This window comes from Sphingopyxis sp. GW821-FHT12F08 (assembly GCF_058806755.1).
This window is the reverse complement of the sequence record NZ_JBXAQA010000005.1, coordinates 279,237-304,355: the sequence shown is the minus strand read 5'-3', so window position 1 is coordinate 304,355 and position 25,119 is coordinate 279,237. Positions and strand designations below refer to the sequence as shown.

Below are 25,119 nucleotides of genomic sequence, written 5' to 3'. Positions count from 1 at the left end.
ATAATCCTCCCTGCGGCGCAGCCGTGGGGAGGGGGACCATGCGAAGCATGGTGGAGGGGTCGAGGCCTTGGGCGTCGGCTTCAGCCCGCCACCCCTCCACCACCGCTTCGCGGCGGTCCCCCTCCCCATCGCTTCGCGACAGGGAGGATTAAGGACGTCCGCAACCGCCCGATACCGGCCCCAACCCAGCCTACGGCTTCAGCCCCACCACCACCGGCGCCAACGCCTTGACCGCGGCTTCCTCCGCGGCAGCCTCAGCCGCGCGATACGCCGCCAGCACGGCCCGCGCCGCGTCGCTCAGGACCGCCCCCGCACCCGGCCTTGTCTCGACCAGTGGCACCGCGAAACAGCTGTTCATTTCCTCGACCAGCAGCCACGCGCGGCGGTAGCTCATACCGATCGACCGCGCCGCGGCCGAGATCGAGCCGTGCGCGTCGATCGCCTCGAGCAGCGCGGCCTTGCCCGGCCCCATCGCGATCGCGTCGCCGCGCCGGATACGCAGCCTGAGCTGCACCCGGCCAGCGTCGCCCATCACAGCGCGCCGTGGCAATGCTTATATTTGCGGCCCGACCCGCACGGGCACGGCGCGTTGCGGCTGATCTCCAGCTCGGCATAGGGGTTTTCGCCCTGTGGCAGGTCCGGCCGCGGGATCTGCATCGGCGGCAGCGTGTTCGCGATCACCCCCAGCGAGCCGCCGTCGATATCGGCGCTGTTGTCGTCGCCGCTGAACGGGTCGATGTGCGTCGTCAGGAAATCGGGCAGGTCGGGGAGCGGCATCGGTTCGGGCTCCTCGAAGCGCAGGTCGAGCCGCGCGACGGTGCGCGTCACATCCTCGCGGATGGTCGACAGCATGCGCTCGAACAGGCCGAACGCCTCCTGCTTATATTCGTTGATCGGCTGCTTCTGCGCATAGGCGCGCAGGAAGACGACCTGGCGCAGCGCGTCGAGCGTCGAGAGATGCTCTTTCCAATGATGGTCGAGCGTCTGGAGCAGCACCGATTTCTCGATGCTCTTCCACGTCTCGCCATCGACCAGCGCGGCCTTTTCGGTCGCGAGCGCGTCGGCGCGTTCCTGGATGCGCTCCTCGAAGATTTCGGGGTCGACCGCATCCTCCTGCATCCAGTCGTCGATCGGCAGGTCGAGGTCGAGGATATTGGCGACGCGCGCCTTCATGCCCTCGACGTCCCACTGCTCGGGATAGCTGCCCGGGGGGCAGGCGTCGGCGACGATCGCATTCACCGTCTCGGCGCGCATCGCGTACATCACCTCGTCGACGGTCTCGCTGTCGATGATCTCGCCGCGCTGTTCGTAGATCACCTTGCGCTGATCGTTCATGACGTTGTCGTACTCGACGACCTGCTTGCGGATGTCGTAGTTGCGCGCCTCGACCTTCTTCTGCGCGGTCTCGATCGCCTTCGACAGCCATTTCGAGCCGATCGCCTCGCCATCCTCCAGATTCTTGTTCATCATCTTGGAGAAGAGCGTGTCGGGGCCGAAGATGCGCAGCAGATCGTCGTCGAGGCAGAGGTAGAATTTCGACAGGCCGGGGTCGCCCTGGCGCCCCGAACGGCCGCGCAGCTGGTTGTCGATGCGGCGGCTTTCGTGGCGCTCGGTCGCGAGCACGAACAGCCCGCCCGCGGCCAGCACCGCCTCGCGCTCGGCGGCGACCTCGTCGCGGACGCGCTGCACGGCGGCGTCGCGTTCGGGGCCTTCGGGCAGGTCCTTGAGCTCATCCTCGATACGGAACTCCTCGTTACCGCCCAGCTTGATGTCGGTGCCGCGGCCCGCCATGTTGGTCGCGATGGTGACCGCACCGGTACGCCCCGCCTGCGCGACGATATGCGCCTCGCTCTCGTGGAAACGCGCGTTCAAGACGCTGTGCGGCACGCCTTCCTTTTCGAGGTACGACGAGAGCAGTTCCGACTTCTCGATCGACACGGTGCCGACCAGCACCGGCTGGCCGCGCTCGTTCGCCTCGCGGATCGTCTTGGCGATCGCGCCGAACTTGTCGGTGATATTCTTGTAGAACTCGTCCTCGTCGTCCAGCCTCGTGATCGGGCGGTTGGTCGGGATGGTGACGCAGTTCATCTTGTAGATGTCGAAGAATTCGGCTGCCTCGGTCGCCGCGGTGCCGGTCATGCCGCTGAGCTTCGGGTACATGCGGAAATAATTCTGGAAGGTGATCGACGCGAGCGTCTGGTTCTCAGGCTCGATCTGGACGCCTTCCTTGGCCTCGACCGCCTGGTGCAGACCGTCGGACCAGCGGCGTCCGTCCATCATGCGCCCAGTGAACTCGTCGATGATCACGACCTTGCCGTCCTTGACGATATAGTCGGTGTCGAGCTTGAACATGATGATCGCCTTCAGCGCCTGATTGACGTGATGGACGACCTGGGTGTTCTCGATGTCGTAGAGGTTGCTGCCCTGGAGCAGCCCCGCGGCCTCGAGCAGCCGCTCGACATGCTCGGTGCCATCCTCGGTCAGGCTGATCGACTTGGACTTTTCGTCCTTCTCATAATCATCCTCGACCAGCTGGTGCACGACCTCGTTGACGCGGATGTACAGTTCGGACTTGTCGTCGGTCGGGCCCGAGATGATCAGCGGGGTGCGCGCCTCGTCGATCAGGATCGAATCGACCTCGTCGACGATGCCGAAGTTGAAGCTGCGGTGGACCATCTGCTGGCGGTCGAACTTCATATTGTCGCGCAGATAATCGAAACCGAGCTCGTTGTTCGTCGCATAGGTGATGTCGGCATTATAGGCGTCGCGGCGCTGCGCCTCGTTGAGGTTCGGGATGATCACGCCCGTGGTCAGGCCCAGATAATTATAGATGGTGCCCATCCAGTCGGCGTCGCGGCGCGCGAGATAGTCGTTGACGGTCACCACATGCACGCCCTTGCCCTCGAGCGCGTTGAGATAGCAGGGCAAGGTCGCCATCAGCGTCTTGCCCTCGCCCGTCGCCATTTCGGCGATCTCGCCGCGGTGAAGCACGACGCCGCCGATCAGCTGGACGTCGAAATGGCGCATGCCGAGCGTGCGGACCGCCGCCTCGCGCACCGTCGCAAAAGCCTCGGGCAATATGTCGTCGAGCGTCTCGCCGGCTTCGAGCCGCGCGCGAAGCTTGGGGGTCTGCGCCTGAAGCCCGGCTTCGTCCAGCGCCTGCATCGCGGGTTCGAAGGCGTTGATCTTGTCGACGATCTTGCGGATCGACTGGACGTAACGGTCGTTGGACGAGCCGAACAGGCTCTTGGCAATGCTGCCGAACATGGCGAATTTCCTTGGGATATGAAGAGAGAAGAAACCGCATTTGCGGTCGTGCGGCGGCGCACGGGGCGTCGCCGCGAAATCAGGGAGTCAGGCGCGATGCGCCCGGCTATGCGGCGCTATTCGAGCGCGCGGTCGCTGCCGATGAGCAGGCCGGGCAGGTGCGGCGGCGCGCTCTTGCGCGGCTTGCGGCCCGATGTGGCGGTACGGCGCGTCGGCGTCGTGGCGACGGGGCGGCGTTCGGCGTCGGTGCTTTCGGCCTGCCCGCTCGTTTCGGCGAGCATGATCAGCGACCCCATGGCGGCCGGCGTCGCCGGCGCCGCCATGGCGCGATCCGCGCCGGCGAGTCCGGTGAGCAAAGCCAACAGGGTCAGCAGCAAACGCAAAGAAAATGCCCCTCTTTCGTTCAACATGCCATTTATAGCACGCTGGATGCTGAACATAGGGTGAAAGCGGCGCGTCGTCCAGAGGGACGACACGATGGCGGGGCTGGGTGGCCTCCAGACCATCAAGCCCCTCCTCTTCAGAGGAGGGGCCTGGGTATGTCCACTCACGCCCGCTACCCGCCGTTACCTATCCCAGCTGCGCATTCAACCCCTTCACTTCCAAAAGAAAACTCTTGGGCTTCTTGAAAAATTTGCTCTTCCTATTGACCTTCAGCCCGACCACCTCGGCCAGTTCCATGACGAAATGCACGCAATTGCCCTTGCCCAGGCTATAGCTCGGCTGCTTGCGGTCCTGCCACTGCTGTACCTTCGCCAGCACGCGCGCATAGGTCGCGTCGTCGACCGTCACGCTGAACTGGCGGTCGCTCTTGCCGATATAGGGGGCATCCTTGGTCTGGACATGGCCCTTGACCGGCCCCCACAGGATCGCGGGGCTCACCGCGGTCGCGGTGAAACCGTAATTGAGGTCGACCGCCTGCCCCGTCGCGTCGATCGTCCCCTGCAGCGTGACGAAGGCGTGCGGGAAGCGGTCGCCGAAATCATGGCTGTAGAAGCTGACGGTCACCGCCGCCCCCGCCGGCGCAGCGACGCCGAGGCAAAAGGCCAGCAGGGTCAGGAGCATGAGGCCGAGGCGGGTCATCACCCCCTGATAGCCAGCCGCCGCGGGGCTTGCCAAGCCGCGATTGCCGCTTGACGGCGATGACCGCTTCGCATCATCTGTCACTGACAAGAATGTAAGGAGAGGGCGCGGATGACGAGGAAGGCGATTTTCATCACCGGCGGCGGATCGGGGATCGGCCGCGCGACCGCGCGCCATTTCGCGGCGCAGGGCTGGTTCGTCGGCATCGCCGACGTCAACGCACAGGGGATCGACGAGACCGTAGCGCTGCTGCCCGAGGGCGCCTCGTCGCGCCATGTCATGGACGTGCGCGACCGCGACCAGTGGAAAGCGGCGCTCGCCGATTTCGCCAAGGCGAGCGGCGGACGGCTCGACGTGCTGTTCAACAACGCCGGCATCGGGTCGGGCGGGCAATATATGGACATGGCGCCGGAGGAAGCCGACCGGCTGATCGCGATAAATTTTGGCGGCGTCGTCAACGGCATCTATATGGCGCTGCCGCTGCTCAAGGCGACCCCGGGATCGACGATCCTCAACACCGGCTCGGCGTCGGGCTTCTACGGCGTCGCTGGGCTCGCGGTTTATTCGGCGACCAAATTCGCTGTGCGCGGGCTGACCGAGGCGCTCGAGATCGAATTCGCCAAGCATGGCATCAAGGTCCGCTCGCTGATGCCGGGCTTCATCGACACCCCGCTGCTCGACCAGGTCAGCGCCGACAGCAACGAACCCGCGCGCAACCGCCTGTCGGCAAGCGGCTTCGAGATCGTGCCGGTCGAGCGCGTCGGCGAAGCGGCGTGGAACGCGGTGCACGGCACCAGCGTGCACGTCACAGTCGGCAAGATGGCCAAGCGCCTGTCGCGCCTCGCGCGCTGGTTTCCTGGACTGATCGTGCGCCAGTCGAAAAAGATCGACGCGCTGGGAGCGGCCGGCGGGCATTGATCAGGCTGGCGGTTTGCGGGTGCCGGTTTGGGGTGGTTTAAGACACTAAAACCCCTCCTCTTCAGAGGAGGGGCAGAGAGACTTGGACCGGCGCAGCCGGGCCTCTAGTCGAACGGGGTGGTGCGGGAAGCTTAGCGCTTTCCTTCGACCACCACCCCGCTGCGACTAACGCGCAAGCGCGTAAGTCTCGCACCCCCTCCTCTGAAGAGGAGGGGCTGGGAAACGTCCGCTAACGCCCGAAACCTTCCCCCTATTTCGCCGCCCCGCACTGCACCGAACCGCTGCCGCGATTGCGCACCGTGCACACCGGCTTGCCCAGCACCACGACCTTGCCGAGCCCGCGCGTCGTCACCGCAGCGCTCTTGACCGCGCGAAAGACATGGTCGCCCGCGCCCTCGCTGTCGCTGACCAGCGCGTCGATCGTAAGCGCGCCCGCGTCGACCGCGCCCGCGCCCGACAGCGTCATCTGCGCGTCCTTCGCGCGGCCGCCGAGCGTCATCGTGCCGTTGCCGATCATCGCGACCGCCAGCCGGTCGGTCGTCACCGCCCCGACGACCAGCTTGCCCGGCCCGCGCAGCCCGATCGAAACGCGCGTGCCGTTGAGCTGGTCGATCTGCAGCGATCCCGCCCCGATCAGCGTCGCCGACCGCAGGTTCGCGGCGTTGATCCGCACCGTCACCGTGCCGAGCGGGGTGCGGCGCTTGTCGTCGCCCGCGAATTGCCGCTGCCCGATCACCAGCTTGCCGTTCTGCGCCTCGACGGTCAGCCGGTCGAGCGCGTCGGCAGGACCGGTCGCAACCGCGCTGACCGGGCTTTTGGCGACGACCTCGACGATCACGTCCGCGGTCACCTCAACCGCCTCGAAGCTGGTCAGGCCATAGCGTTTCTCCGCCGCTGCAGCAGGCGCGGCGGCGAGGAGCATCGCGGCGCCCAGCACCGCGTATCGGATCAGCGAAGTCATGGTGCCACCCTAGCCCGCGGGGCCGGGCGGCGCCAGCGGCGCGTCATTTGCAGGTCGCGGTGCCCGATCCCATCGTCTTGGTCGAACAGGTGCCGCCGCCCGTGATGTCGACGTCGCCCGATCCCAGGATGCCGATATCGGCCGTACCCGTCGCCTGCGCCGCGACATTGCCCGACCCGGTCACCGACACGTCGAGCGTCGTCGCGGCGAGCCCGCCGGCGTCGACGTCACCCGAGCCGGTGACGCTGACGTCGCCCGACCCGATGGTGCCGCCCGCGATCTCGATGTCGCCCGATCCCGACACGGTCAGCTTCGCGCTCTTGCCCGTCATCTTCGCGACCTTGAGGTCGCCCGACCCGGTCAGCACCGCCTCGACCGCGTCGCCGTCGACGGTGTCGGCGTCGACCGTGCCCGACCCGGTGAGCCGCACGCCGTTCAGCTTGGGCAGCGTGATCACGATCGCGACATCGTCATGGTCGCGGCGCGAGAAGCTGAAGCCCTCGCGCTTGCGCCCGATCGACAGCGTCGTGCCGTCGAGCTCGATCTCGAGGTCGTCGATCTCGGCCTTCGGGCCCTTGGCGGTGATCGAGAATTTCTCGCCCTGCCGGATCGTCACATCGTCGGGACCCGCGACCTCGACCGCGGTGAAGCCGGTCAGCGCGAAATCCTGCGTCGTCGTCGGCCCCGCGTCGGCGGACCGCGTCTCGCCCTTGGCATCCTTGTCGCCGACGGTGACTTTGCCGTCGCACGCCGTCAGCGTCATCGCGAGAGCCAGCGGCAACGCCGCGATCGTCCATTTCCGCATAACCCATCTCCTTCGTGTATTGTTTGCATAACACACGGCGAGCGCGCCTGTCCACCCCGGCCTGCCATCTTGTCGCCACCTTCACGCGCCACAGACGGCCTCCCCCTCACCGAAAGCAGAGACGATGAGCGTAGCCTTTCGCCGCGAAAGCGACGACGAGCATATGGAACCCGCGTTCGAATGGCCGATCCCGATCGGCCCGAACCTGGTCACCCCGCGCGGGCTGCGGCTGCTCGGCGAAGAGGGTGCGCGGATGGCCGAAGCGATCGCGAACGCGGCCGACGAAGAGGCGCGCAAGAAGCTCCAACGCCGCCAGCGCTATATCCACACGCGCCAGTCGACCGCCGAGGTGCAGGCCGCGCCCGGCGCCGATACTGTCGGCATCGGGAGCAAGGTGACTTTCACGCTGAACGGCGCCGAGCGGACCCTCACCATCGTCGGCCACGACGAGGCCGACCCCGCGCAGGGGACGATCGCCTTTTCGGCCCCGCTCGCCCGCGCGATGATGGGTGCCGAGGCGGGCGAAGCATTGGAATATCAGGGCCGCGAGGATGCCATAGAAATCCTCGCCGCCGCCACCGACCCGGAGACGCAGGCATGAAGGACAAGTTCGAGCGCCACAAACAGCCGTGGACCGCGGCAGAGATCGACAAGCTGCACACGCTGGCCAAGAAGGGCATGGCGCTCAAAGTCATCGCCAAGGCGCTGACGCGCAGCGAGGAATCGGTGAAGACCCGCGCCAAGGCCGACGGCCTGTCGATCGCCAAGCTGCACTGATCCGTCATGTCCGCCGCCGATTATGACGCCATCGTGCTGGGCGCCGGCGCGGCCGGGCTGATGTGCGCCGCCGTCGCGGGGCAGCGCGGCCGGCGCGTGCTGCTGCTCGACCACGCCGATCAGGTGGGCAAGAAGATCTTCATCTCGGGCGGCGGCCGGTGCAATTTCACCAACATCCATGCGCGCCCCGAAGCCTATATCTCGGCGAACCCGCATTTCGCCAAATCGGCGCTCGCGCGCTATACGCCTCCCGACTTCATCGCGCTCGTCGACCGATACGGGATCGCGCATCATGAAAAGACGCTCGGCCAGCTCTTCTGCGACGGGTCGGCAAAGCAGATCGTCGCGCTACTGCTCGAGGAGTGCGCCAAGGGCCAAGTCGATGTGCGCGTCGGCCAGCCGGTCGGCGCGGTGTCGCATGCCGACGGGCGCTTCACCGTTCGCTTCGGCGATCAGGATTTTACCGCTCCTGCCCTTGTCATCGCGACCGGCGGTCCCTCGATCCCCAAGATGGGCGCCACCGGCTTCGCTTACGACCTCGCGCGCCAGTTCGGGCTGAAGGTCGTCGAACCGCGCCCCGCGCTGGTGCCGCTGACGCTCGGCGGCGACGATGTGCTGTTCCGCGACCTGTCCGGCATCGCGGCGCCGGTCGAGGCGCGGGCGGGCAAGACCGCTTTTCGCGAGGCCGCGCTTTTCACCCACAAGGGGCTTTCGGGTCCCGCAATCCTGCAGGTCAGCAGTTACTGGCGCCACGGCGAGCCGGTGACGATCGACTTCCTCCCCGATGTCGCCCAAGGCTGGCTGACCGAAGCCAAACGGAGCCGCCCGCGTGCCAGCTTGCGCGCCGCGCTCGCCGCGCATTTTCCGGATCGGCTCGCCGAAACCCTCGCCGACCGCCTGGCGCTGCCCGGCGAGCTGGGCGCTTTGACCGACCGCAAGCTCGCCGATGCGGAGGCACAGCTGGCGCGCTGGACCTTCCGTCCCAACGGCACCGAAGGTTTCGCCAAGGCCGAGGTCACCATCGGCGGAATCGCCACCGCCGGCCTGTCCTCGCAAACAATGATGGCCAAAAGCGTCGCAAACCTCTATGCGGTCGGCGAGGCCGTAGATGTCACAGGGTGGTTAGGCGGCTATAATTTTCAATGGGCCTGGGCCAGCGGACACGCTGCCGGACAGGTGATTTAAGCCCATTGAGCCCCTTTTCCGTCGGCCCGCCACCGCACCGGTGGCCGCCTATATTATTGAGATAAAAATGTCTTTCGAGAATCTTTCCCCCGTCCTTTCGGACGCCCTTACCGCGCGCGGCTATGAAGCGCTGACCCCCGTCCAGACGCATGTCGTCGAACCCGAAGCGATCGGGCGCGACCTGCTCGTCTCGGCGCAGACCGGGTCGGGCAAGACCGTCGCCTTCGGCCTCGCGATGGCCGACCAGCTCATCGAAGACGGGCGCCTGCCCTTCGCGACCTCGCCGCTCGCGCTGATCATCGCACCGACGCGCGAGCTGGCGATGCAGGTCAGCCGCGAACTCGGCTGGCTCTACGCCAAGGCCGGCGCGCGCATCGCGACCTGCGTCGGCGGCATGGACGCCAGCAAGGAGCGCCGCGCGCTGAACCAGGGCGTGCAGATCGTCGTCGGCACCCCCGGGCGCCTGCGCGATCATCTCGAACGCGGCGCGCTCGACCTCACCGCGCTGCGCGTCGCGGTGCTCGACGAGGCCGACGAGATGCTCGACATGGGCTTTCGCGAAGATCTGGAAGAAATCCTCGACGCGACCCCCGAGACGCGCCGCACTTTGATGTTCTCGGCAACGATCCCCAAGCCGATCGCGAACATGGCCAAGCGTTACCAGCGCGACGCGCTGCGCATCTCGACCGTCGGCGAGGATCGCGGCCATGGCGACATCAGCTATCAGGCGGTGACCGTCGCTCCCGCCGACATCGAAGGCGCGGTAATCAACCTGCTGCGCCTGCACGATGCCGAGACCGCGATGCTGTTCTGCGCGACGCGCGACAATGTCCGCCGCCTCCACGCCAGCCTGACCGACCGCGGTTTCGCCGCCGTCGCGCTGTCGGGCGAGCATAGCCAGAACGAGCGCAATTCGGCGCTGCAGGCGCTGCGCGACCGCCGCGCCAAGGTGTGCGTTGCGACCGACGTCGCCGCGCGCGGCATCGACCTGCCCAGCCTGTCGCTCGTGATCCATGTCGAAATCCCGCGCGATGCCGAAACGCTCCAGCACCGCTCGGGCCGCACCGGGCGCGCGGGCAAGAAGGGCACCGCGGTCATCATCGTCCCCTATCCGCGCCGCCGCCGCGTCGACGGCATGCTGCGCGGCGCGCGGATCAACGCCGAATGGATGGACGCACCGACCGCCGCCGATGTCCGCGTGAAGGATCAGGAACGGCTGATCGAGAAATTGCTCGCCCCCGTCGAGCATGAGCCCGAGGATATCGAGCTGGCGCAGCGGCTGATGGCCGAGCGCAGCGCCGAGGATATCGCCGCGTCGCTCGTCCGTGCGCACCGCGCCCTGATGCCCGCGCCCGAGGATCTGATCGACAACAGCGCCCGCGGCCGCGACGCCGCGGGCCGCCCCGAACGCGGCGAGCGATTCGAGCGTCCCGAGCGCGGCGAACGCCGCGAAGGCTTCGACGACAGTGTCTGGTTCAAGCTCAACATCGGCCGCCGCCAGAACGCCGACCCGCGCTGGATCCTGCCCCTGCTCTGCCGCCGCGGGCATGTGACCAAGCAGGAGATCGGTGCGATCCGCATCGGGCCGAGCGAGACGATGTTCAACATACCGCGCGGCATAGCCGACCGCTTCGCCGAAGCCGTGGTGCGCAGCGCCAACGAGGATGGCGAGGACGACAGCGGTGTGGCGATCACGCCGGCGCCCGACGGCCCGACCTATCCGCCGCGCCGCGAAAAGGGATCGGGCGACCGGGCACCGCGCGCGATGCTGGGCCGTGCGCCGGGCGGCGACCGTGCCGGCCCGCGCGGGCCGCGGGGCCCTGGTGGTCCGGGCGGCAACACCGAACGCTACAAGCCCAAGCCCTACGGCCAGCGCAGCCCGCGCAAGACCGGGAAATAAGCCTGAGCCCCTCCTCTTCAGAGGAGGGGCTTTCATCGCACGACCCTTGCGCCACCGTCCCTGCCGTCCCAGATGGGCCGGACAGCAGGAGAGAGCGCCATGCAAGCAGTCCAGGCCTTTATCGAAACCCAGGGCGGCCCCGAGGTCATCGACTGGCGCGAGGTGACGCTCGGCGAACCCGGCCCCGGCGAAGTGCTGCTGCGCCAGACCGCGGTCGGCCTCAACTATCTCGACACCTACCACCGCGACGGCACCTACAAGATTCCGCTGCCGACCGGGCTCGGCGTCGAATCGGCGGGCGAGGTGCTCGCGGTCGGCGAAGGCGTGCACGGCTTCCAGCCCGGCGACCGCGCCGCGACCTTCGGTCCGGCGATGGGCGCCTATGCCAGCGCGCGCCTGCTGCCCGCATCGTCGCTGTTCAAGCTCCCCGCCGCAATCGACGACGAGACCGCGGCCGCGGCCCTGCTCAAGGCCTGCACCGTCGAAATGCTCGTCGAGCGCTGCGCCAAGGTCGAGGCGGGCTGGCCGGTGCTCGTCCACGCCGCCGCGGGCGGGGTCGGGCTGATCCTCGTGCAATGGCTGAAAGCGATCGGCGCGACGGTGATCGGTACGGTCAGCACCGAAGCCAAGGCCGAGGCCGCGCGCGAGGCGGGCGCCGATCATGTGCTGCTCTACAAGAGCGACGATGTCGCGGCGCATGTCCGCAGCCTGACCGATGGGCAGGGCGTGCCGGTCACCTTCGACGGCATCGGCATGGCGACGTGGGAGGTCTCGCTCAAGGCCACCGCGCGCCGCGGGCTGATCGTCAGCTACGGCAATGCGGGCGGGCCGGTGAACGGCATCAACCTCGGCGTGCTCGCGCAAAACGGGTCGCAGTTCGTCACGCGGCCGACGCTGTTCGACTATTATCTCCACCCCGGCGAACGCGCCGCGGGCGCGGCGCGGGTATTCGAGATGATCGAAAGCGGCGCGGTGAAGATCAGCATAGGGCAGCGTTATGGATTGCAGGATGTCGCGCGGGCGCACGCAGACTTGCAGGCCGGACGGACGATGGGATCGACGTTGCTGATTCCTTAGAACCTCCCCTCCCGCAGGCGGGAGAGGTTGGGGGTGGGCGCGAGCGTAGCGAGCAGTGCAACGTCGCGATGCCCACCCCGCTGCGACTAGCGGACAAGTCCGCAAGTCTCGCTGCCCCTCCCGCTTGCGGGAGGGAAGGACTTATGCTTTCAACCTTTCCGCATGCCACGCCACATGCTCGGCCAAAAAGGTCGAGATGAAATAATAGCTATGGTCATAGCCCGGCTGCATCCGGATCTCGGCCTTCTGCCCATTGCGCTCGCATGCCTCGACCAGCAGCTCGGTCTTGAGCTGCTCGGCAAGGAAATTGTCGGCATCGCCCTGATCGACCAGCAGGTCGGGCACGCGCAGCCCTTGGTCGAGCAGCGCGCATGCGTCATAGGCGTGCCAAACCTCGCGCTCGTCCCCCAGATAATTCGACAGCGCCTTCTCGCCCCACGGACATTGCAGCGGCGCGACGATCGGCGAGAAGGCCGAGACCGAGCGGAAGCGATCCTGATTGCGGAGGCCAATGGTCAGCGCGCCGTGCCCGCCCATCGAATGGCCGGTGATCGCCTGCCGCGTCAGGTCGGCGCTCGCGAAATTGCGCAGCACCAGCGACGGCAATTCGTCCTCGATATAGGAGCGCATACGGTAGTGCTTCGCCCAGGGCTCCTCGGTCGCATCGACATAGAAGCCGGCGCCCAGCCCGAAGTCCCACGCCCCCTCGGGATCGTCGGGCACGCCTTCGCCGCGCGGGCTGGTATCGGGAGCGATGAAGATCACGCCATGCTCGGCGCAGGCGGCGCGATATTCGCCCTTTTCCATCACATTGGCGTGGGTGCAGGTCAGCCCCGACAGATACCAGAGCACCGGCAGACGCGCGCCCTTCTCATGGTCGGGCACAAACACCGCGAAGGTCATGTCGGTGCCGGTCGTCGTGCTGGCATGCCTGTACACGCCTTGCGTGCCGCCGTGGCTGCGGGTGGTGGAGAGGGTTTCGATCGGCATCACTTCGTCCTGCTTGTGTTTTCACACTGCTACGCCATGCTCGCGTCAAATTCAAAAGGGAGAAGGCGCCGCATGTTCGATACTGTTATCCACGGAACATGTCAGGACCGCTTCGCTGCCGTACGCCTCGGCATGGCAGCGAGCCTCGCGAGCGGGGCGGACGTCGGCCTCTCCTTTTGCGCGACGATCGCGGGCGAGACGGTGGTCGACCTGTGGGGCGGCCATGCCGACGAAGCGAAGACGCGGCCGTGGCAGGCCGACACGATCGTCAACGTCTATTCGACGACCAAGACGATGACCGCGCTCACCGCCTTGCTCGTCGCCGACCGCGGCGAACTCGATTTTGCGGCGCCGGTCGCGCACTACTGGCCCGAATTCGCCGCCAACGGCAAAGCCGATGTCACGGTGGCGCAGCTGATGAGCCACAGCGCGGGCCTGTCGGGCTGGGATGCCCTGATGACGACCGAGGATTTCTACGACTGGGAGAAAGCAACCACGCTGCTCGCGGCGCAAGCGCCCTGGTGGCGGCCGGGCAGCGCGCCCGGCTATCATGCGGTCACCCAGGGCTATCTGGTCGGCGAGGTCGTGCGCCGCATCACCGGCAAGTCGCTCGGCACCGTGTTTCGCGAGCAGATCGCGGAGCCGCTCGGCGCCGATTTCCACATCGGCCTGCCCGCGTCGGAGGACCACCGCGTCGCCGACCTGATTCCGCCGCCCGAAACGCTGAGCGCCTTCACCACCGATATCCAGCGCAAAACCTTCACCAACCCCGGCGTCGACGTGTCCGCCACGCGCACCCGCGCCTGGCGCGGCGCCGAAATCCCGGCGGCGGGCGGCACCGGCAACGCGCGCAGCGTCGCTGAAATCCACGCGCTGCTCGCCAATGGCGGGGTCGCCAAGGGCAAGCGCCTGCTCTCCGAAGCCGGGTGCCGCAAGGCGCTCGAGCTGCAATGCGCGGGCACCGACCTGATCCTCGGCATCCCGATCCGTTACGGCATGGGTTTCGGCCTGCCCGGCGAGCTGGTGCCGCTGCCCAACCCCAACACCATCTATTGGGGCGGTTATGGCGGGTCGCTGATCATCATCGACATGGATGCCCGCGCGACCTTCAGCTACGTGATGAACAAGATGAACAGCGGGCTGACCGGCGACCCGCGCTCGTTCACGCTGATCGGCGCGATGTGGATGGCGATGGCGGCGCGCTAGGCCTGCACCGGGATCGCCGCCACGAGCGGCTTGTGCCCCCAATGACGCAGCAGATCGAGGATCGCCGCGCCGGACAGCCCCAGCGTGCTGGTGTTGCGCAGCGGATGGACGTTGACTGTCTCCGCCGCCGCCAGCCCTTCGCCGATCACCACGGCGATGCTGCCCGGCGCGGCATTGATCGCGGCGAGCGGGGTCACCGAGCCCGGCGTGATGCCCAGCAGGCGTTCCATATCCTCGGCCTTGCCGAAGCTCACGCGCTTGCTGCCGATCGCCGCGGGGAGCGCCTTGAGGTCGACGCGCGCTTCGCCCGGGACCGTGACGAGCCAATAGGCGCCGCCATTGTCCTTCAGGAACAGGTTCTTGGTATGCGCACCCGGTATCGCGGCGTTCACCGCGTCGCTCTCGGCGACGGTGAACACCGCGACATGGTCATAGGAGGCGAAGGGGATGGAAAGCGCGTCCAGATCCGCCAGCAACCCCGCTTCGCCCCGCATGCTCAGACCATCCGGTGCAGCGCGCAGAGCTTGTTGCCGCACGGATCGCGCAGATAGGCGAGATACATCGCGCCGAACCCGCCTTCGCGCACGCCCGGCGGGTCTTCGATCGAAGTGCCGCCATTGGCGACGCCGGCATCGTGCCACGCCTTCGCCTGCTCGGGCCCGTCCATCGCGAAGCCGATGGTGCAGCCGTTGCCGACCGTTGCCGGCTGGCCGTCGATCGGTGCGGTGACCAGGAACAGCCCGCCATTGTGCATATAGATCAGGCGCCCCTTGTCGTCCTGGATCGCGGGCTTGCCGCCGATCGCCTGAAAGGTCGCGTCATAGAATTTTCGCGCCGCTTCGAGGTCGTTCGACCCGACCATATTGTGACTGTACATCGCTCTTGGCTCCTCCTGATTATGGTTGCGATTCGATACCTACCCTGCCTGCCCGGTCAGGACCAGCCACGATAATGGTCCCGGTTCACCGAAAATGCCGAACTAGCGGAAGACCACCGTCTTGCGCCCGTCGATCAGCACGCGCTGCTCGGCGACCCAGCGCACCGCGCGCGCGAGCACCTGCGCCTCGACGTCGCGGCCGATGCGGATCAGGTCTTCGACCCCGTCGCGGTGGTCGACGCGTTCGACCGCCTGTTCGATGATCGGCCCCTCGTCGAGGTCGCCGGTGACGAAATGCGCGGTCGCGCCGATCAGCTTGACCCCGCGCTCGTGCGCGCGGTGATAGGGCCGCGCGCCCTTGAACCCCGGCAGGAAGCTATGGTGGATATTGATGCAGCGCCCCGCAAGCCGTGCCGACAGGTCGCTCGACAAGATCTGCATATAGCGCGCGAGGACCAGATACTCCGCCCCGCCGCGCGCCATGACGTCGAGAATCGCCGCTTCCTGCTCGGCGCGGTTCGCGTCGCCGACGGGCAGGTAATGGAAGGGCACGCCGTGCCATTCGGACAGCCGCCGCTGCGCCTCATGGTTCGACACCACGCCGACGATGTCGATCGCGAGATTGCCGGTCGACCAGCGGTGGAGCAGGTCGTTGAGGCAATGGCTGCCCTGCGACACCGCGATGACGAAGCGCGGCTTCGCGGCCCGGTCACTGATCCGCGCGTCCATCGCGAAACGGGTGACGATCGGTGCGAACGCCGCCTGCACCGCTGCCAGACCCTCGGGAAAGCGCGGGCCTTCGCCGCGGAATTCGACGCGCATGAAAAAGCGGCCGGTGTCGAGGTCGGCATATTGCTGGCTGTCGAGGATGAAGCCGTCGTGGTCGGCGAGCAGCCCGGTCACCGCCGCGACGATACCCACCGCGTCGCCGCAGCTGAAGGTCAGGACATAGGGGCCGGTCAAATCTTCACTCCCCAAACCCGTTCGCCCTGAGCTGGTCGAAGGGCCGTTCTTCCGTCCTCCCGCTCCGAAGAAGAGGACAGTGCTTCGACAAGCTCAGGGCGAACGGAAAATCGGGAGTCGCTCAGAACACCACCACCGAGCGGATGCTTTCCCCCGCGTGCATCAGGTCGAAGCCCTTGTTGATCTCGTCGAGCCCCATGACGTGGGTGATCATCGGGTCGATCTCGATCTTGCCGGTCATGTACATGTCGACGATCTTGGGCACATCGGTGCGGCCCTTGGCGCCGCCGAACGCGGTGCCGCGCCAGTTGCGCCCGGTCACGAGCTGGAACGGGCGCGTCGCGATCTCCTTGCCCGCCTCGGCCACGCCGATGATGATCGAGGTGCCCCAGCCGCGGTGGCAGGCTTCGAGCGCGGTGCGCATCACCTCGGTGTTGCCGGTGGCGTCGAACGTATAGTCGGCGCCGCCGTCGGTCAGCTGCACGATCGCGGCGACTATGTCTTCACGGCTCATGCCTTTCGAGTTCAGGAAGTCGGTCATGCCGAACTTGCGGCCCCATGCCTCGCGCGCGGGGTTGATGTCGACGCCGATGATCCTGTCGGCGCCGGCAAGGCGCGCGCCCTGGATGACGTTCAATCCGATGCCGCCGAGGCCGAAGACGACGACATTGTCGCCGACCTGCACCTTGGCGGTGTTGATCACCGCGCCGACGCCGGTGGTGACGCCGCAGCCGATGTAGCAGCTCGACTGAAACGGCGCGTCCTGGCGGATCTTGGCGACCGCGATCTCCGGCAGCACGGTGAAGTTCGCGAAGGTCGAGCAGCCCATATAATGGAAGACGGACATGCCCTTGTACGAAAAGCGCGTCGTGCCGTCGGGCATCAGCCCCTTTCCTTGCGTCGCGCGGATCGCGGTGCAGAGGTTGGTCTTGCCCGACAGGCAGCTTTTGCACTGGCGGCATTCGGGGGTGTAGAGCGGGATCACATGGTCGCCGGGCTTCACCGACGTCACGCCCGCGCCGACCTCGCGCACCACGCCCGCGCCCTCATGCCCCAGCACGCTCGGGAAGATGCCCTCGCTGTCCAACCCGTCGAGCGTATAGGCGTCGGTGTGGCAGATGCCCGTCGCCATGATCTCGACCAGCACCTCGCCCGCCTTCGGGCCTTCGAGGTCGAGTTCGACGATTTCGAGCGGTTTCTTGGCTTCGAACGCAACGGCGGCGCGGGTCTTCATGGGCGGTCTCCTTCTTGGCGGCCCCAATCAGGCAAATGGGGCGGCAATGCAAGATGCTCGAATCCTCCCTGCGGCGAAGCCATGGGGAGGTGGCAGCGCGGAGCGCTGACGGAGGGGCTTTGGCGCAACCGGTGCCGCCCCTCCACCACCGCCTGCGGCGGCGGTTCCCCTCCCCATCGGTGCGCGACAGGGAGGATTAAGGACCGCGCTTCGCCTTAAAGCCACAAAAGCCCCGCATGAGCGCATCGAATTTGTGCCCTTTGTGGCTTTAAGCCGACGCGGCGCCGGCCCTTAAGGAGACAAAAGATACGCACAGACAGCGGGAAGCTGTCTCCTTTGTCGCCTTAGGCGAAGGCGCCAATATCGACGGGGTCAAAGAGCTGAAACAAAGGCTGGCACAGCGAAATAATGTAGGAAAGCACTATTCTGCGGCGCCTGCCTTGGCCCCGAGGCAACGCCACACCCATCGAAATTCGTCATGCTGAACTTGTTTCAGCATCCATGGTCGGCGCTAACCCGCGACGCAGGCGCCATGTGTTTTTCGCACAAAGCCACAAAGAGGAAGGCTGGGACCGACCGGTCCATTTCCCGGGCAACGGCGCGGCTGGTCGCACGGTCGCAATGAAAAGCGACTTCGCGGCCGCCGCGACATCTTCGTGGCTTTGTGGCTTTGTGCGAAACAAAAAAGCGCAGCACTGAAGGCCGCGGCGGGCCATGAACCCCGAAACAAGTTCAGGGTGACGAAGGTGGAGCTTCCCGCAACGCTTGGCCCACATGAGCTGGACTCGAACCCGCCAAACAAAACTTCGATCAGCGAAACCTGCCCACGCCGACCGTGTCAGGGGCAAAAGTTTTTACCCGCTTTCCAGATTCATCACAACCCTTCGCTAGCCGAGGCTCAACACTCCACCACGCTAACCGCCAGCCCGCCCTTCGACGTTTCCTTATATTTGTCGCGCATGTCGCGGCCCGTTTGCAGCATCGTCGCGATCACCGTGTCGAGGCTCACCACATGCGTGCCGTCGCCGATCATCGCGATGCGGCTAGCATCAATGGCCTTGATCGCGCCCATCGCGTTGCGCTCGATGCACGGGATCTGCACGAGCCCGCCGATCGGATCGCAGGTGAGGCCGAGGTTGTGCTCCATGCCGATCTCGGCGGCATTCTCGACCTGCGCATTGGTACCGCCGAGCGCCGCAGTCAGCCCCGCCGCCGCCATCGAGCAGGCGACCCCGACCTCGCCCTGACAGCCGACCTCGGCACCCGAGATGCTGGCGTTGCGTTTATACAATGCCCCGACCGCGCCCGCGGCGAGCAGGAAGGTGCGGACCCCCGCATCGTCGCCGCGATAACCGCGCCGGTAGAAGCGGATCACCGCGGGGATGATCCCCGCCGCGCCGTTGGTCGGCGCAGTAACGACCTTGCCGCCCGCGGCATTTTCCTCGTTCACCGCCATCGCCCACAGGTTGATCCAGTCCATCATCGCGAGCGGATCGGTCAGATTCGCCTCGTGGCGGTTGCGGATGTCGGTCGCGATCTGCGGCGCGCGGCGCTTGACCTTGAGCCCGCCCGGCAAAATCCCGGTGCTGCAGCAGCCGGATTCGATCGAGGCGTCCATCGCGCCCGCGATCGCGTCGAGCCCGGCGTTCACTTCGTCGAGGCTGCGGTGCACCAGCTCGTTTTCGAGCATCATCTCGGCAAAGCTCTTGCCCGACGCCGCGCCCATCTCCAGCAAATCGGCGCCCGAGGTGAAGGCGAAGGGCAGGCTCACCTCGTCCTCGGCGCCGCGGCTGTTGCGCCCCGCCTCCTCCTCATCGACGACGAAGCCGCCGCCGATCGAGAAATACATGCGCTTGGCGAGGATTTCGCCCGCCGCATCGCGCGCGGTGAAGCTCAGCGCATTGCTGTGGAACGGCTGGCGCTGACGCATCTGGAAATGCAGGTCGATTGCGGGCTGGAAGCGGACGCGCTGGCGGCCGAGCAGGTAGAGAAAGCCCTCGCCCGTCGCGCGGTCCCAATGCGCCTTGATCGCGGCGAGGCTGGTGCTCGCGGGGATTTCGCCGGCAAGCCCCGCAACGATCGCGGTGTCAGCGGCATGGCCCTTGCCCGTCAGCGCGAGCGAGCCATAGAGATCGGCCTCGACATGCGCGGTCTTCGTGAGCAGGCCCTGCTCGTCGAGCCAGACGGTGAAGCGCCGCGCCGCGACCATCGGGCCGACGGTGTGCGAACTCGACGGGCCAACGCCGATCTTGAACAATTCGAACAGGCTGATGGTCATGGCCGGTATTCTTCGGAAAGGGTGGGGCTAATCGCTTCGAGCGGCAGTTTCGCGACGATCTGCCGCGACGCGGGCAGCGTATAATGGCCATAGTCGAAATGGAAAGGCGAACCGTCCGACGCGAAGAGCGGGCAGACGCCTTTCGGGCATTCGATATCCTGCATCGACACATAGGTTGCCCCCGCGGCGCGGACGCGCGGCGCCATGCGGCGGTCGAGCGCGAGCGGCTCCTGCGCGCGCCCCGCCCGCGCCACTGCCAGGTCGCCGCGCGCGACCGCGCGCGCGAGCAGGCGCGGCAGCGGCTCGTCATATTCGACCGAGGGGCCGAGCACGGTGACCGCGACGCCGCGCTCGCGGAAATGGCGCACCGCGCGCAGCAGCCCCTCGATATCCTCGTCGTGCCAGCGCCCTGACAGGATCACGCGGCCGAGTTCGCCCTCGCCCGGCAGCGTGCCGAAACCGATGTCCATCACCTCGGTACAGCGCTTCTCGCCCGTCGTCGGCCAGACCGGGCGGCAACCCGATCCGGTGACCTGCAACACATGCGCTCCATCCAGCCGCTCGGCGATCGCCTGCACGACCTGCCCGGCGTGGCTGTCGCCGAGGACCATCACATTGGGCCGATCGGGGCGCAACGTCGCGCAGCGGTTCGCGTCGAAATGCGGGTTGATGCTGTCGGCCATGCAGACGCCGCTCTTGAACTGCAATTCGCCCTCGGGCGAGAAATCATAGTCGAGATAGGTCAGGATGCGCTCGATCCGCGGGTCGCCGATGCGCGCGCTCGCCGCCTGCAGCGCGAGCACCGCCGCGACGCCGGCGACCGCGACCATCGCGGCGAGCGCGCCCCACAGCACGCGCGGGGTCGCCAACGCCTTGCCGCGCTCGAGGAAGGGCCGCTCGACCAGCCGGTAACTCAGGATCGCCAGCACGAAGGAAATCGCGATCGTCGCGGCCATCTCGCCGGCGTCGAGCGTCAGCCCGCGCTCGAAGCGCCAGAAGGCCATCACCGGCCAGTGCCACAGATAGAGCGAGTAACTGATATCGCCGACAAAGCGCATCGGCGCGAGCGACAGCAGCCGCGCGGTACCCCCGCTCTCGCCATAAGCGATCAGCAGCGCGGTGCCGACGCACGGCAACAGCGCCCAAGGCGCGGGAAAGGCGCTTTCCTCGGTGATCACGAACAGCCCGGCGATCACCAGCGCGAGGCCCGCCCACGCCGCCACCGGCTTCGCGCGCGCGCCGAGCTTGGGGAAACCGCCGGTCGCGACGAGCGCCCCCAGCCCCAGCTCCCACGCGCGCGCAGGCAGCAGGTAAAAGGCCGCCGCGGCCTTGTTCACCGCGATCAGCGCGAAACCCGCGGCGAGCGACACCGCGACGATGACGCACAGCGCGGGCACGATATGCTTCGGCAGCCAGCGGTGCAGCGCGATCAGCAGCAGCGGATAGAAGATATAGAATTGCTCCTCGACCCCCAGCGACCAGGTGTGGAGCAGGGGCGTGAGCTCGGCATCGCCGAAATAATTGACCGTCCGCCAGAACCAGATGTTCGACCCCGACAAAGCGGTCGCCGCGGCGCTCCACGACAGGTCGCGCATGTCCTGCGGGAACAGCCGCCACCAACCCACCGCGAGCACGAAGACGAGCATGACGAGCAGCGCGGGCAGGATGCGCAGCGCGCGGCGGCGATAGAAACCCGCCAGCGTGAAGCGATCGCCCGCCATCTCCTTCAGGATGATCCGGCTGATCAGATAGCCCGAGATGACGAAGAAGATGTCGACGCCGATGAAGCCGCCGGGGATCGCGGTGAGCCCGGCGTGAACGAGCAGGATCGGCAGGACGGCAATTGCGCGCAGCCCGGCGATGTCGTTGCGATACTGCATGGTCCCCCGAAAGCTGGCCGGCGCGAGCGCTCTAGCCCTTTGGGGTCATTTGGGAAAGGGGGGCAATATCCTTCCCCCTTGATGGGGGAAGGATACGAAGCCTTGCGCCTTTGGCGCTAGGCGAAGTTGGATGAGGGTGAGGGTGCGTCCTTGCACCCTTCGGTTCGGACCGAGAGCGCACCCCACCGCTGCGACCAAACCCCGGAACAAGTCCGGGGCAAGTCTCGCTGCCCCCCCCCATCGAGGGGGAGAAGCGAAGAGATGGTCAGGGATAGGTCCAGGTGCCCTCGCGCGCAAAATTCTCCGCGGCGAAATCCCAGTTCAGCAGATGGTCGACCGCCGCGTTGACATAGTCGGGTCGCACATTCTTGCGGTCGATATAATAGGCATGTTCCCACACGTCGACGACGAGCAAGGGCTTGATGCCCGCGACCAGCTCGGTCCCCGCGTCGTGGGTGTCGGTGACCGACAGCGTGCCGTCGCGCGAGACGAGCCAGGCCCAGCCCGACGCGAAATGGTTGATCGCGGTTTCCTTCAATTTCTTCTTGAGCTCGTCGAGCGAGCCGAAATCGCGGTCGATCGCGGCGGCGAGGTCGCCCTCAGGCGCGGTCGCGTCGGGGGTCAGGCTGTTCCAGTAGAAGCCATGGTTCCACGCCTGGGCGGCGTTGTTGAACAGGCCCTTGTTGCCCGAACCCTCGGCGTGGTGGATGATTTCCTCGAGCGGCTTGTCGGCGAGCTCGGTGCCCTCGATCGCGGCGTTGAGCTTGTCGACATAGGTCTTGTGATGCTTGCCATGGTGCGTCTGCAGCGTTTCGGCCGAGATATGCGGTTCGAGCGCGTCCTCGGCATAGGGCAGGACGGTGAGAGCGATCGTCATGGCAGTCTCCATATTATTGGGGGAGGTTTTGAGGTTCCTAACTCGGTATCGGGCCATGCGGTTGCAAGGTTTGGAGGGGCAAATTTTCCGGCCCGAGCCAACCCCTCCTCTGAAGAGGAGGGTGTCCGATTAGGTCGCCATCGCCAGCAGGGTCGCGATCCGGTCGGCTTCCTCCGCCGGCTTGTCGCGGCGGATGCGCGAGATGCGCGGAAAGCGCATCGCGAGCCCCGACTTGTGGCGCTTTGACGCGTGGATCGAATCGAAGGCCACTTCGAGTACCAGCGACTTCTCGACCTCGCGCACCGGGCCGAAGCGATTGAGGGTATTGTCGCGGACGAATTTGTCGAGCCATTTCAGCTCCTCGTCGGTGAAGCCCGAATAGGCCTTGCCGACCGGCAGCAACTCGCCCGCCTCACTCCAGCAGCCGAAGGTGTAATCCGAATAGAAGCTCGCGCGGCGCCCGTTGCCGCGCTGCGCGTACATCATCACGCAATCGGCGGTCAGCGGATCGCGCTTCCACTTATACCACAGCCCGGCGCGGCGACCCGCGACATAGGGCGCGTCGCGGCGCTTGAGCATCACCCCCTCGATCGCGGCGTCGCGCGCACCCGCGCGGCGTTCGGCTAGGTCGTCGAAGTCGCTCGCGTCGATGACCTGCGACAGGTCGAAATGGCTGTCGGCGAGACGCGGGACAAAGACTTCGAGTTGTCGCCGCCGTTCGGTCCATGGCAGCGCGCGCAGATCGGCACCATCGACCGCGAGCAGGTCGTAGACGCGCACGAAAGCCGGATAATCGGCGAGTATCTTCTTCGAGACGACCTTCCGCCCCAAGCGTTGCTGGAGCGCATTGAAGCTCGCCGCCCCTCCCTGATTTTCCGGGCCGCCCTGCGCCTCGCCGCGCACCAGCAGTTCGCCGTCGATCACCGCATCCTGGTCGAAGGCTGTCACCAGTTCGGGGAACGCCCCGCTGATCTCCTCGCCGCCGCGGCTGTAGATGCGCGTCTCGCCGCCACCCCCCTTCCCACCGCGCACGATCTGGACGCGGATTCCGTCCCATTTCCACTCCGCCGCATAGTCGGCGAGGTCGACGCTTTCTTCCTCCAGCGGATGCGCGAGCATGAAGGGGCGGAAGAAGGCGACGTCGGCGAGGTCGGGCCGTTCGGCCCGCCCCTCTCCCCAGGCGAACAGCGAGGCGTAGGGCGGCGGGATCGCGTGCCACAGCTCCTCGACATCGTCGACCGGCACGTCGAACGCCTGCGCAAAGGCCTGTTTCGCCAGTCGCGCCGACACCCCGACGCGCATCCCGCCGAGCGCGAGCTTGAGCAGCGCATAACGCCCGTCGGCATCGAGCCGGTCGAGCAGCGAGGCGACGATCGCGGGGGCATCGCTGCGGGTCGCGGACGAGAGCGCGTCGACCGCCTGCGACACGCTGAGGTCGTCCTTCGCCCCCCGCGCATCGGGCCACAGCAGCGCCGCAGTCTCCGCCGTATCGCCGACGAAGTGCCGCGACAGGCGGAACAATTCCTCATCCACCCGCGTCGCGAGCAACGTGCGCACCGTCCCCGCCTTCACCGCGGGAAAATCGAGGCTCTCGGTCAGTGCTGCGATCGCCCAGCCGCGGTCGGGATCGGGCGTATGCTTCAGATAATCGACGATCAGCGCCAGCTTCGAATTGCGCGATCGCGTGTAGATCAGCCGGTCGATCAGGGCCGCGAAGCGCTTCACGCCTCCTCCTCCAGGTCGCGGCCCACCAGATGCAGCGCGCGCGCCTTGCGCTGATGCAATTCGCACCAGCGCAGCAGGCCGTCCTCGCTGCCATGGGTGATCCACGCCTCCTTGGGGTTCACGTCGATAATCGTCGTCGTCAGCTCGTCCCAGTCGGCATGGTCCGAAATCACCAGCGGCAGTTCGACCATCCGCTGCCGCGCGCGCTGGCGCACGCGCATCCAGCCCGACGCCATCGCGGTCACCGGATCGGGCAGCCGCCGCGATCAGCGATCATTGAGCGCCGACGGCGGCGCGAGGACGATCTGCCCCGCCATCTCGGCTTTCTCGCTCTCCGAAACCAGCCGCAGTTCACCCAGATCGACCCCATGCACCGCATAAAGCTGGCACATCTTCTCGAGCGCGCCGTGGATGTAGATCGGCGCGTCCCATCCCGCGCCGCGCAGTTCGGCGATCACGCGCTGCGCCTTGCCCAGCGCATAGGCGCCGACGAGCACCGAGCGGTCGGGCTCGGCACGCACCGCGCCGATCAGCTTGACGATCTCGTCCGACGTCGGCGGGTGGCGGAACACCGGCAGCCCGAAGGTCGCCTCGGTGACGAAGATGTCGCACGGCACCACCTCGAACGCCGCGCAGGTCGGGTCGGCGCGGCGCTTGTAATCGCCGGTGACGACGATCCTCTCGCCCGCATATTCCATCAGGATCTGCGCGCTGCCGAGCACATGGCCCGCGGGGTGGAAGCTGAAGCGCACCCCACCGCGCGCAAACCCCTCGCCATAGGGAAAGGCCGCATTATGGCTCGCCTCGGCATCGACGCCATAGCGCAGCGCCATGATCGCCAGCGTCTCGGGCGTCGCGAACACCGATCCGTGCCCGCTGCGTGCATGGTCGGCATGGCCGTGGGTGACGGCAGCGCGCTCGACCGGGCGCGACGGGTCGATCCACACATCGGCGGGTTTCACATAGATGCCGCCCGGATGCGGCTCGATCCAGGCCTTCGCGCGTCCCATCAGGCAGCAAGCTTCCGCGCCCGGGCAAGGTCGGGCTGCACCAGCGCGCGTTCCTGGAGAATCGTCTTGCTGCTCATGCCGGCCGGTATAGCATATGGAACAAATA

General features: G+C 66.8%; 22 protein-coding genes and 1 pseudogene. 7 read left to right on the top strand and 16 right to left on the bottom strand.

Annotated elements, in window-relative coordinates:
• Positions 1 to 190: 190 nt before the first annotated feature.
• The 4 genes from AC1RNQ_RS15485 to AC1RNQ_RS15470 form a co-directional block, all read right to left on the bottom strand.
• The gene (locus AC1RNQ_RS15485) at positions 191 to 532 is read right to left on the bottom strand and encodes a winged helix-turn-helix domain-containing protein (protein WP_493172403.1); all 342 of its coding nucleotides are present in this window, start codon (positions 530 to 532) and stop codon (positions 191 to 193) included.
• Complete coding sequence (gene secA, locus AC1RNQ_RS15480; RefSeq protein ID WP_493172402.1) at positions 532 to 3,267, bottom strand: preprotein translocase subunit SecA; 2,736 nt, start codon at positions 3,265 to 3,267, stop codon at positions 532 to 534. Before secA ends, AC1RNQ_RS15485 begins: the two co-directional genes overlap by 1 nt.
• A 116-nt stretch (positions 3,268 to 3,383) precedes the next feature.
• Positions 3,384 to 3,650, bottom strand: a complete 267-nt coding sequence (locus AC1RNQ_RS15475; protein ID WP_493172400.1) for a hypothetical protein — start codon at positions 3,648 to 3,650, stop codon at positions 3,384 to 3,386.
• Between the two features lie 187 nt (positions 3,651 to 3,837).
• Positions 3,838 to 4,350, bottom strand: coding sequence for a hypothetical protein (locus AC1RNQ_RS15470; RefSeq protein ID WP_493172398.1), 513 nt, complete (start codon positions 4,348 to 4,350; stop codon positions 3,838 to 3,840).
• 111 nt (positions 4,351 to 4,461) lie between these two features.
• Here AC1RNQ_RS15470 and AC1RNQ_RS15465 point away from each other — a divergent pair, with 111 nt between their 5' ends.
• Positions 4,462 to 5,268 (top strand): SDR family oxidoreductase, encoded by an 807-nt coding sequence (locus tag AC1RNQ_RS15465; protein ID WP_493172396.1) that lies wholly within the window; start codon positions 4,462 to 4,464, stop codon positions 5,266 to 5,268.
• A gap of 250 nt (positions 5,269 to 5,518) precedes the next feature.
• Here AC1RNQ_RS15465 and AC1RNQ_RS15460 read toward each other — a convergent pair whose 3' ends face one another.
• Complete coding sequence (locus AC1RNQ_RS15460; protein WP_493172394.1) at positions 5,519 to 6,229, bottom strand: head GIN domain-containing protein; 711 nt, start codon at positions 6,227 to 6,229, stop codon at positions 5,519 to 5,521.
• A 43-nt stretch (positions 6,230 to 6,272) separates the two neighbouring features.
• Entirely contained in the window at positions 6,273 to 7,034 is a 762-nt protein-coding gene (locus AC1RNQ_RS15455; RefSeq protein ID WP_493172393.1) for a head GIN domain-containing protein, read from the bottom strand.
• Between the two features lie 124 nt (positions 7,035 to 7,158).
• Between AC1RNQ_RS15455 and AC1RNQ_RS15450 the strand changes: the two genes are divergently transcribed.
• From AC1RNQ_RS15450 to AC1RNQ_RS15430, 5 genes are all read left to right on the top strand, one after another.
• Positions 7,159 to 7,635, top strand: a complete 477-nt coding sequence (locus AC1RNQ_RS15450; protein ID WP_493172392.1) for a GreA/GreB family elongation factor — start codon at positions 7,159 to 7,161, stop codon at positions 7,633 to 7,635.
• Positions 7,632 to 7,811: a hypothetical protein gene (locus tag AC1RNQ_RS15445; RefSeq protein ID WP_493172389.1), complete on the top strand. Its 180-nt coding sequence runs from the start codon at positions 7,632 to 7,634 to the stop codon at positions 7,809 to 7,811. Before AC1RNQ_RS15450 ends, AC1RNQ_RS15445 begins: the two co-directional genes overlap by 4 nt.
• Before the next feature lie 6 nt (positions 7,812 to 7,817).
• A complete protein-coding gene (locus AC1RNQ_RS15440; protein WP_493172386.1) occupies positions 7,818 to 8,996 on the top strand; it encodes a BaiN/RdsA family NAD(P)/FAD-dependent oxidoreductase in 1,179 nt (392 codons plus the stop codon).
• Between the two features lie 67 nt (positions 8,997 to 9,063).
• Positions 9,064 to 10,896, top strand: coding sequence for a DEAD/DEAH box helicase (locus AC1RNQ_RS15435; protein ID WP_493172384.1), 1,833 nt, complete (start codon positions 9,064 to 9,066; stop codon positions 10,894 to 10,896).
• Positions 10,897 to 10,995: 99 nt separating this feature from the next.
• The gene (locus tag AC1RNQ_RS15430) at positions 10,996 to 11,973 is read left to right on the top strand and encodes a quinone oxidoreductase family protein (protein ID WP_493172382.1); all 978 of its coding nucleotides are present in this window, start codon (positions 10,996 to 10,998) and stop codon (positions 11,971 to 11,973) included.
• Between the two features lie 141 nt (positions 11,974 to 12,114).
• Here AC1RNQ_RS15430 and fghA read toward each other — a convergent pair whose 3' ends face one another.
• Positions 12,115 to 12,963, bottom strand: a complete 849-nt coding sequence (gene fghA, locus AC1RNQ_RS15425; protein ID WP_493172380.1) for an S-formylglutathione hydrolase — start codon at positions 12,961 to 12,963, stop codon at positions 12,115 to 12,117.
• Positions 12,964 to 13,035: 72 nt separating this feature from the next.
• Between fghA and AC1RNQ_RS15420 the strand changes: the two genes are divergently transcribed.
• Positions 13,036 to 14,169: a serine hydrolase domain-containing protein gene (locus tag AC1RNQ_RS15420; protein WP_493172379.1), complete on the top strand. Its 1,134-nt coding sequence runs from the start codon at positions 13,036 to 13,038 to the stop codon at positions 14,167 to 14,169.
• Here the strand turns inward: AC1RNQ_RS15420 and AC1RNQ_RS15415 are convergent.
• The 9 genes and pseudogenes from AC1RNQ_RS15415 to AC1RNQ_RS15375 form a co-directional block, all read right to left on the bottom strand.
• Complete coding sequence (locus AC1RNQ_RS15415; RefSeq protein WP_493172377.1) at positions 14,166 to 14,663, bottom strand: prolyl-tRNA synthetase associated domain-containing protein; 498 nt, start codon at positions 14,661 to 14,663, stop codon at positions 14,166 to 14,168. The genes AC1RNQ_RS15420 and AC1RNQ_RS15415 overlap by 4 nt on opposite strands.
• A 2-nt stretch (positions 14,664 to 14,665) precedes the next feature.
• Complete coding sequence (locus AC1RNQ_RS15410; RefSeq protein ID WP_493172375.1) at positions 14,666 to 15,046, bottom strand: VOC family protein; 381 nt, start codon at positions 15,044 to 15,046, stop codon at positions 14,666 to 14,668.
• A gap of 102 nt (positions 15,047 to 15,148) precedes the next feature.
• Complete coding sequence (gene purU, locus AC1RNQ_RS15405; protein ID WP_493172373.1) at positions 15,149 to 16,009, bottom strand: formyltetrahydrofolate deformylase; 861 nt, start codon at positions 16,007 to 16,009, stop codon at positions 15,149 to 15,151.
• 121 nt (positions 16,010 to 16,130) lie between these two features.
• Complete coding sequence (locus AC1RNQ_RS15400; RefSeq protein ID WP_493172371.1) at positions 16,131 to 17,243, bottom strand: S-(hydroxymethyl)glutathione dehydrogenase/class III alcohol dehydrogenase; 1,113 nt, start codon at positions 17,241 to 17,243, stop codon at positions 16,131 to 16,133.
• A gap of 898 nt (positions 17,244 to 18,141) precedes the next feature.
• The gene (locus AC1RNQ_RS15395) at positions 18,142 to 19,521 is read right to left on the bottom strand and encodes an L-serine ammonia-lyase (protein WP_493172369.1); all 1,380 of its coding nucleotides are present in this window, start codon (positions 19,519 to 19,521) and stop codon (positions 18,142 to 18,144) included.
• On the bottom strand, positions 19,518 to 21,401 hold the full coding sequence (locus AC1RNQ_RS15390) for an acyltransferase family protein (protein ID WP_493172367.1): 1,884 nt from the start codon (positions 21,399 to 21,401) through the stop codon (positions 19,518 to 19,520). The genes AC1RNQ_RS15395 and AC1RNQ_RS15390 overlap by 4 nt, the downstream gene beginning before the upstream one ends.
• Before the next feature lie 265 nt (positions 21,402 to 21,666).
• A complete protein-coding gene (locus AC1RNQ_RS15385) occupies positions 21,667 to 22,278 on the bottom strand; it encodes a superoxide dismutase (protein WP_493172366.1) in 612 nt (203 codons plus the stop codon).
• A gap of 129 nt (positions 22,279 to 22,407) precedes the next feature.
• Entirely contained in the window at positions 22,408 to 24,003 is a 1,596-nt protein-coding gene (locus AC1RNQ_RS15380; RefSeq protein ID WP_493172365.1) for a cisplatin damage response ATP-dependent DNA ligase, read from the bottom strand.
• Positions 24,000 to 25,013 (bottom strand): annotated as a pseudogene (locus tag AC1RNQ_RS15375) (ligase-associated DNA damage response exonuclease). The gene AC1RNQ_RS15380 and the pseudogene AC1RNQ_RS15375 overlap by 4 nt, the downstream one beginning before the upstream one ends.
• Positions 25,014 to 25,119 lie beyond the last annotated feature (106 nt).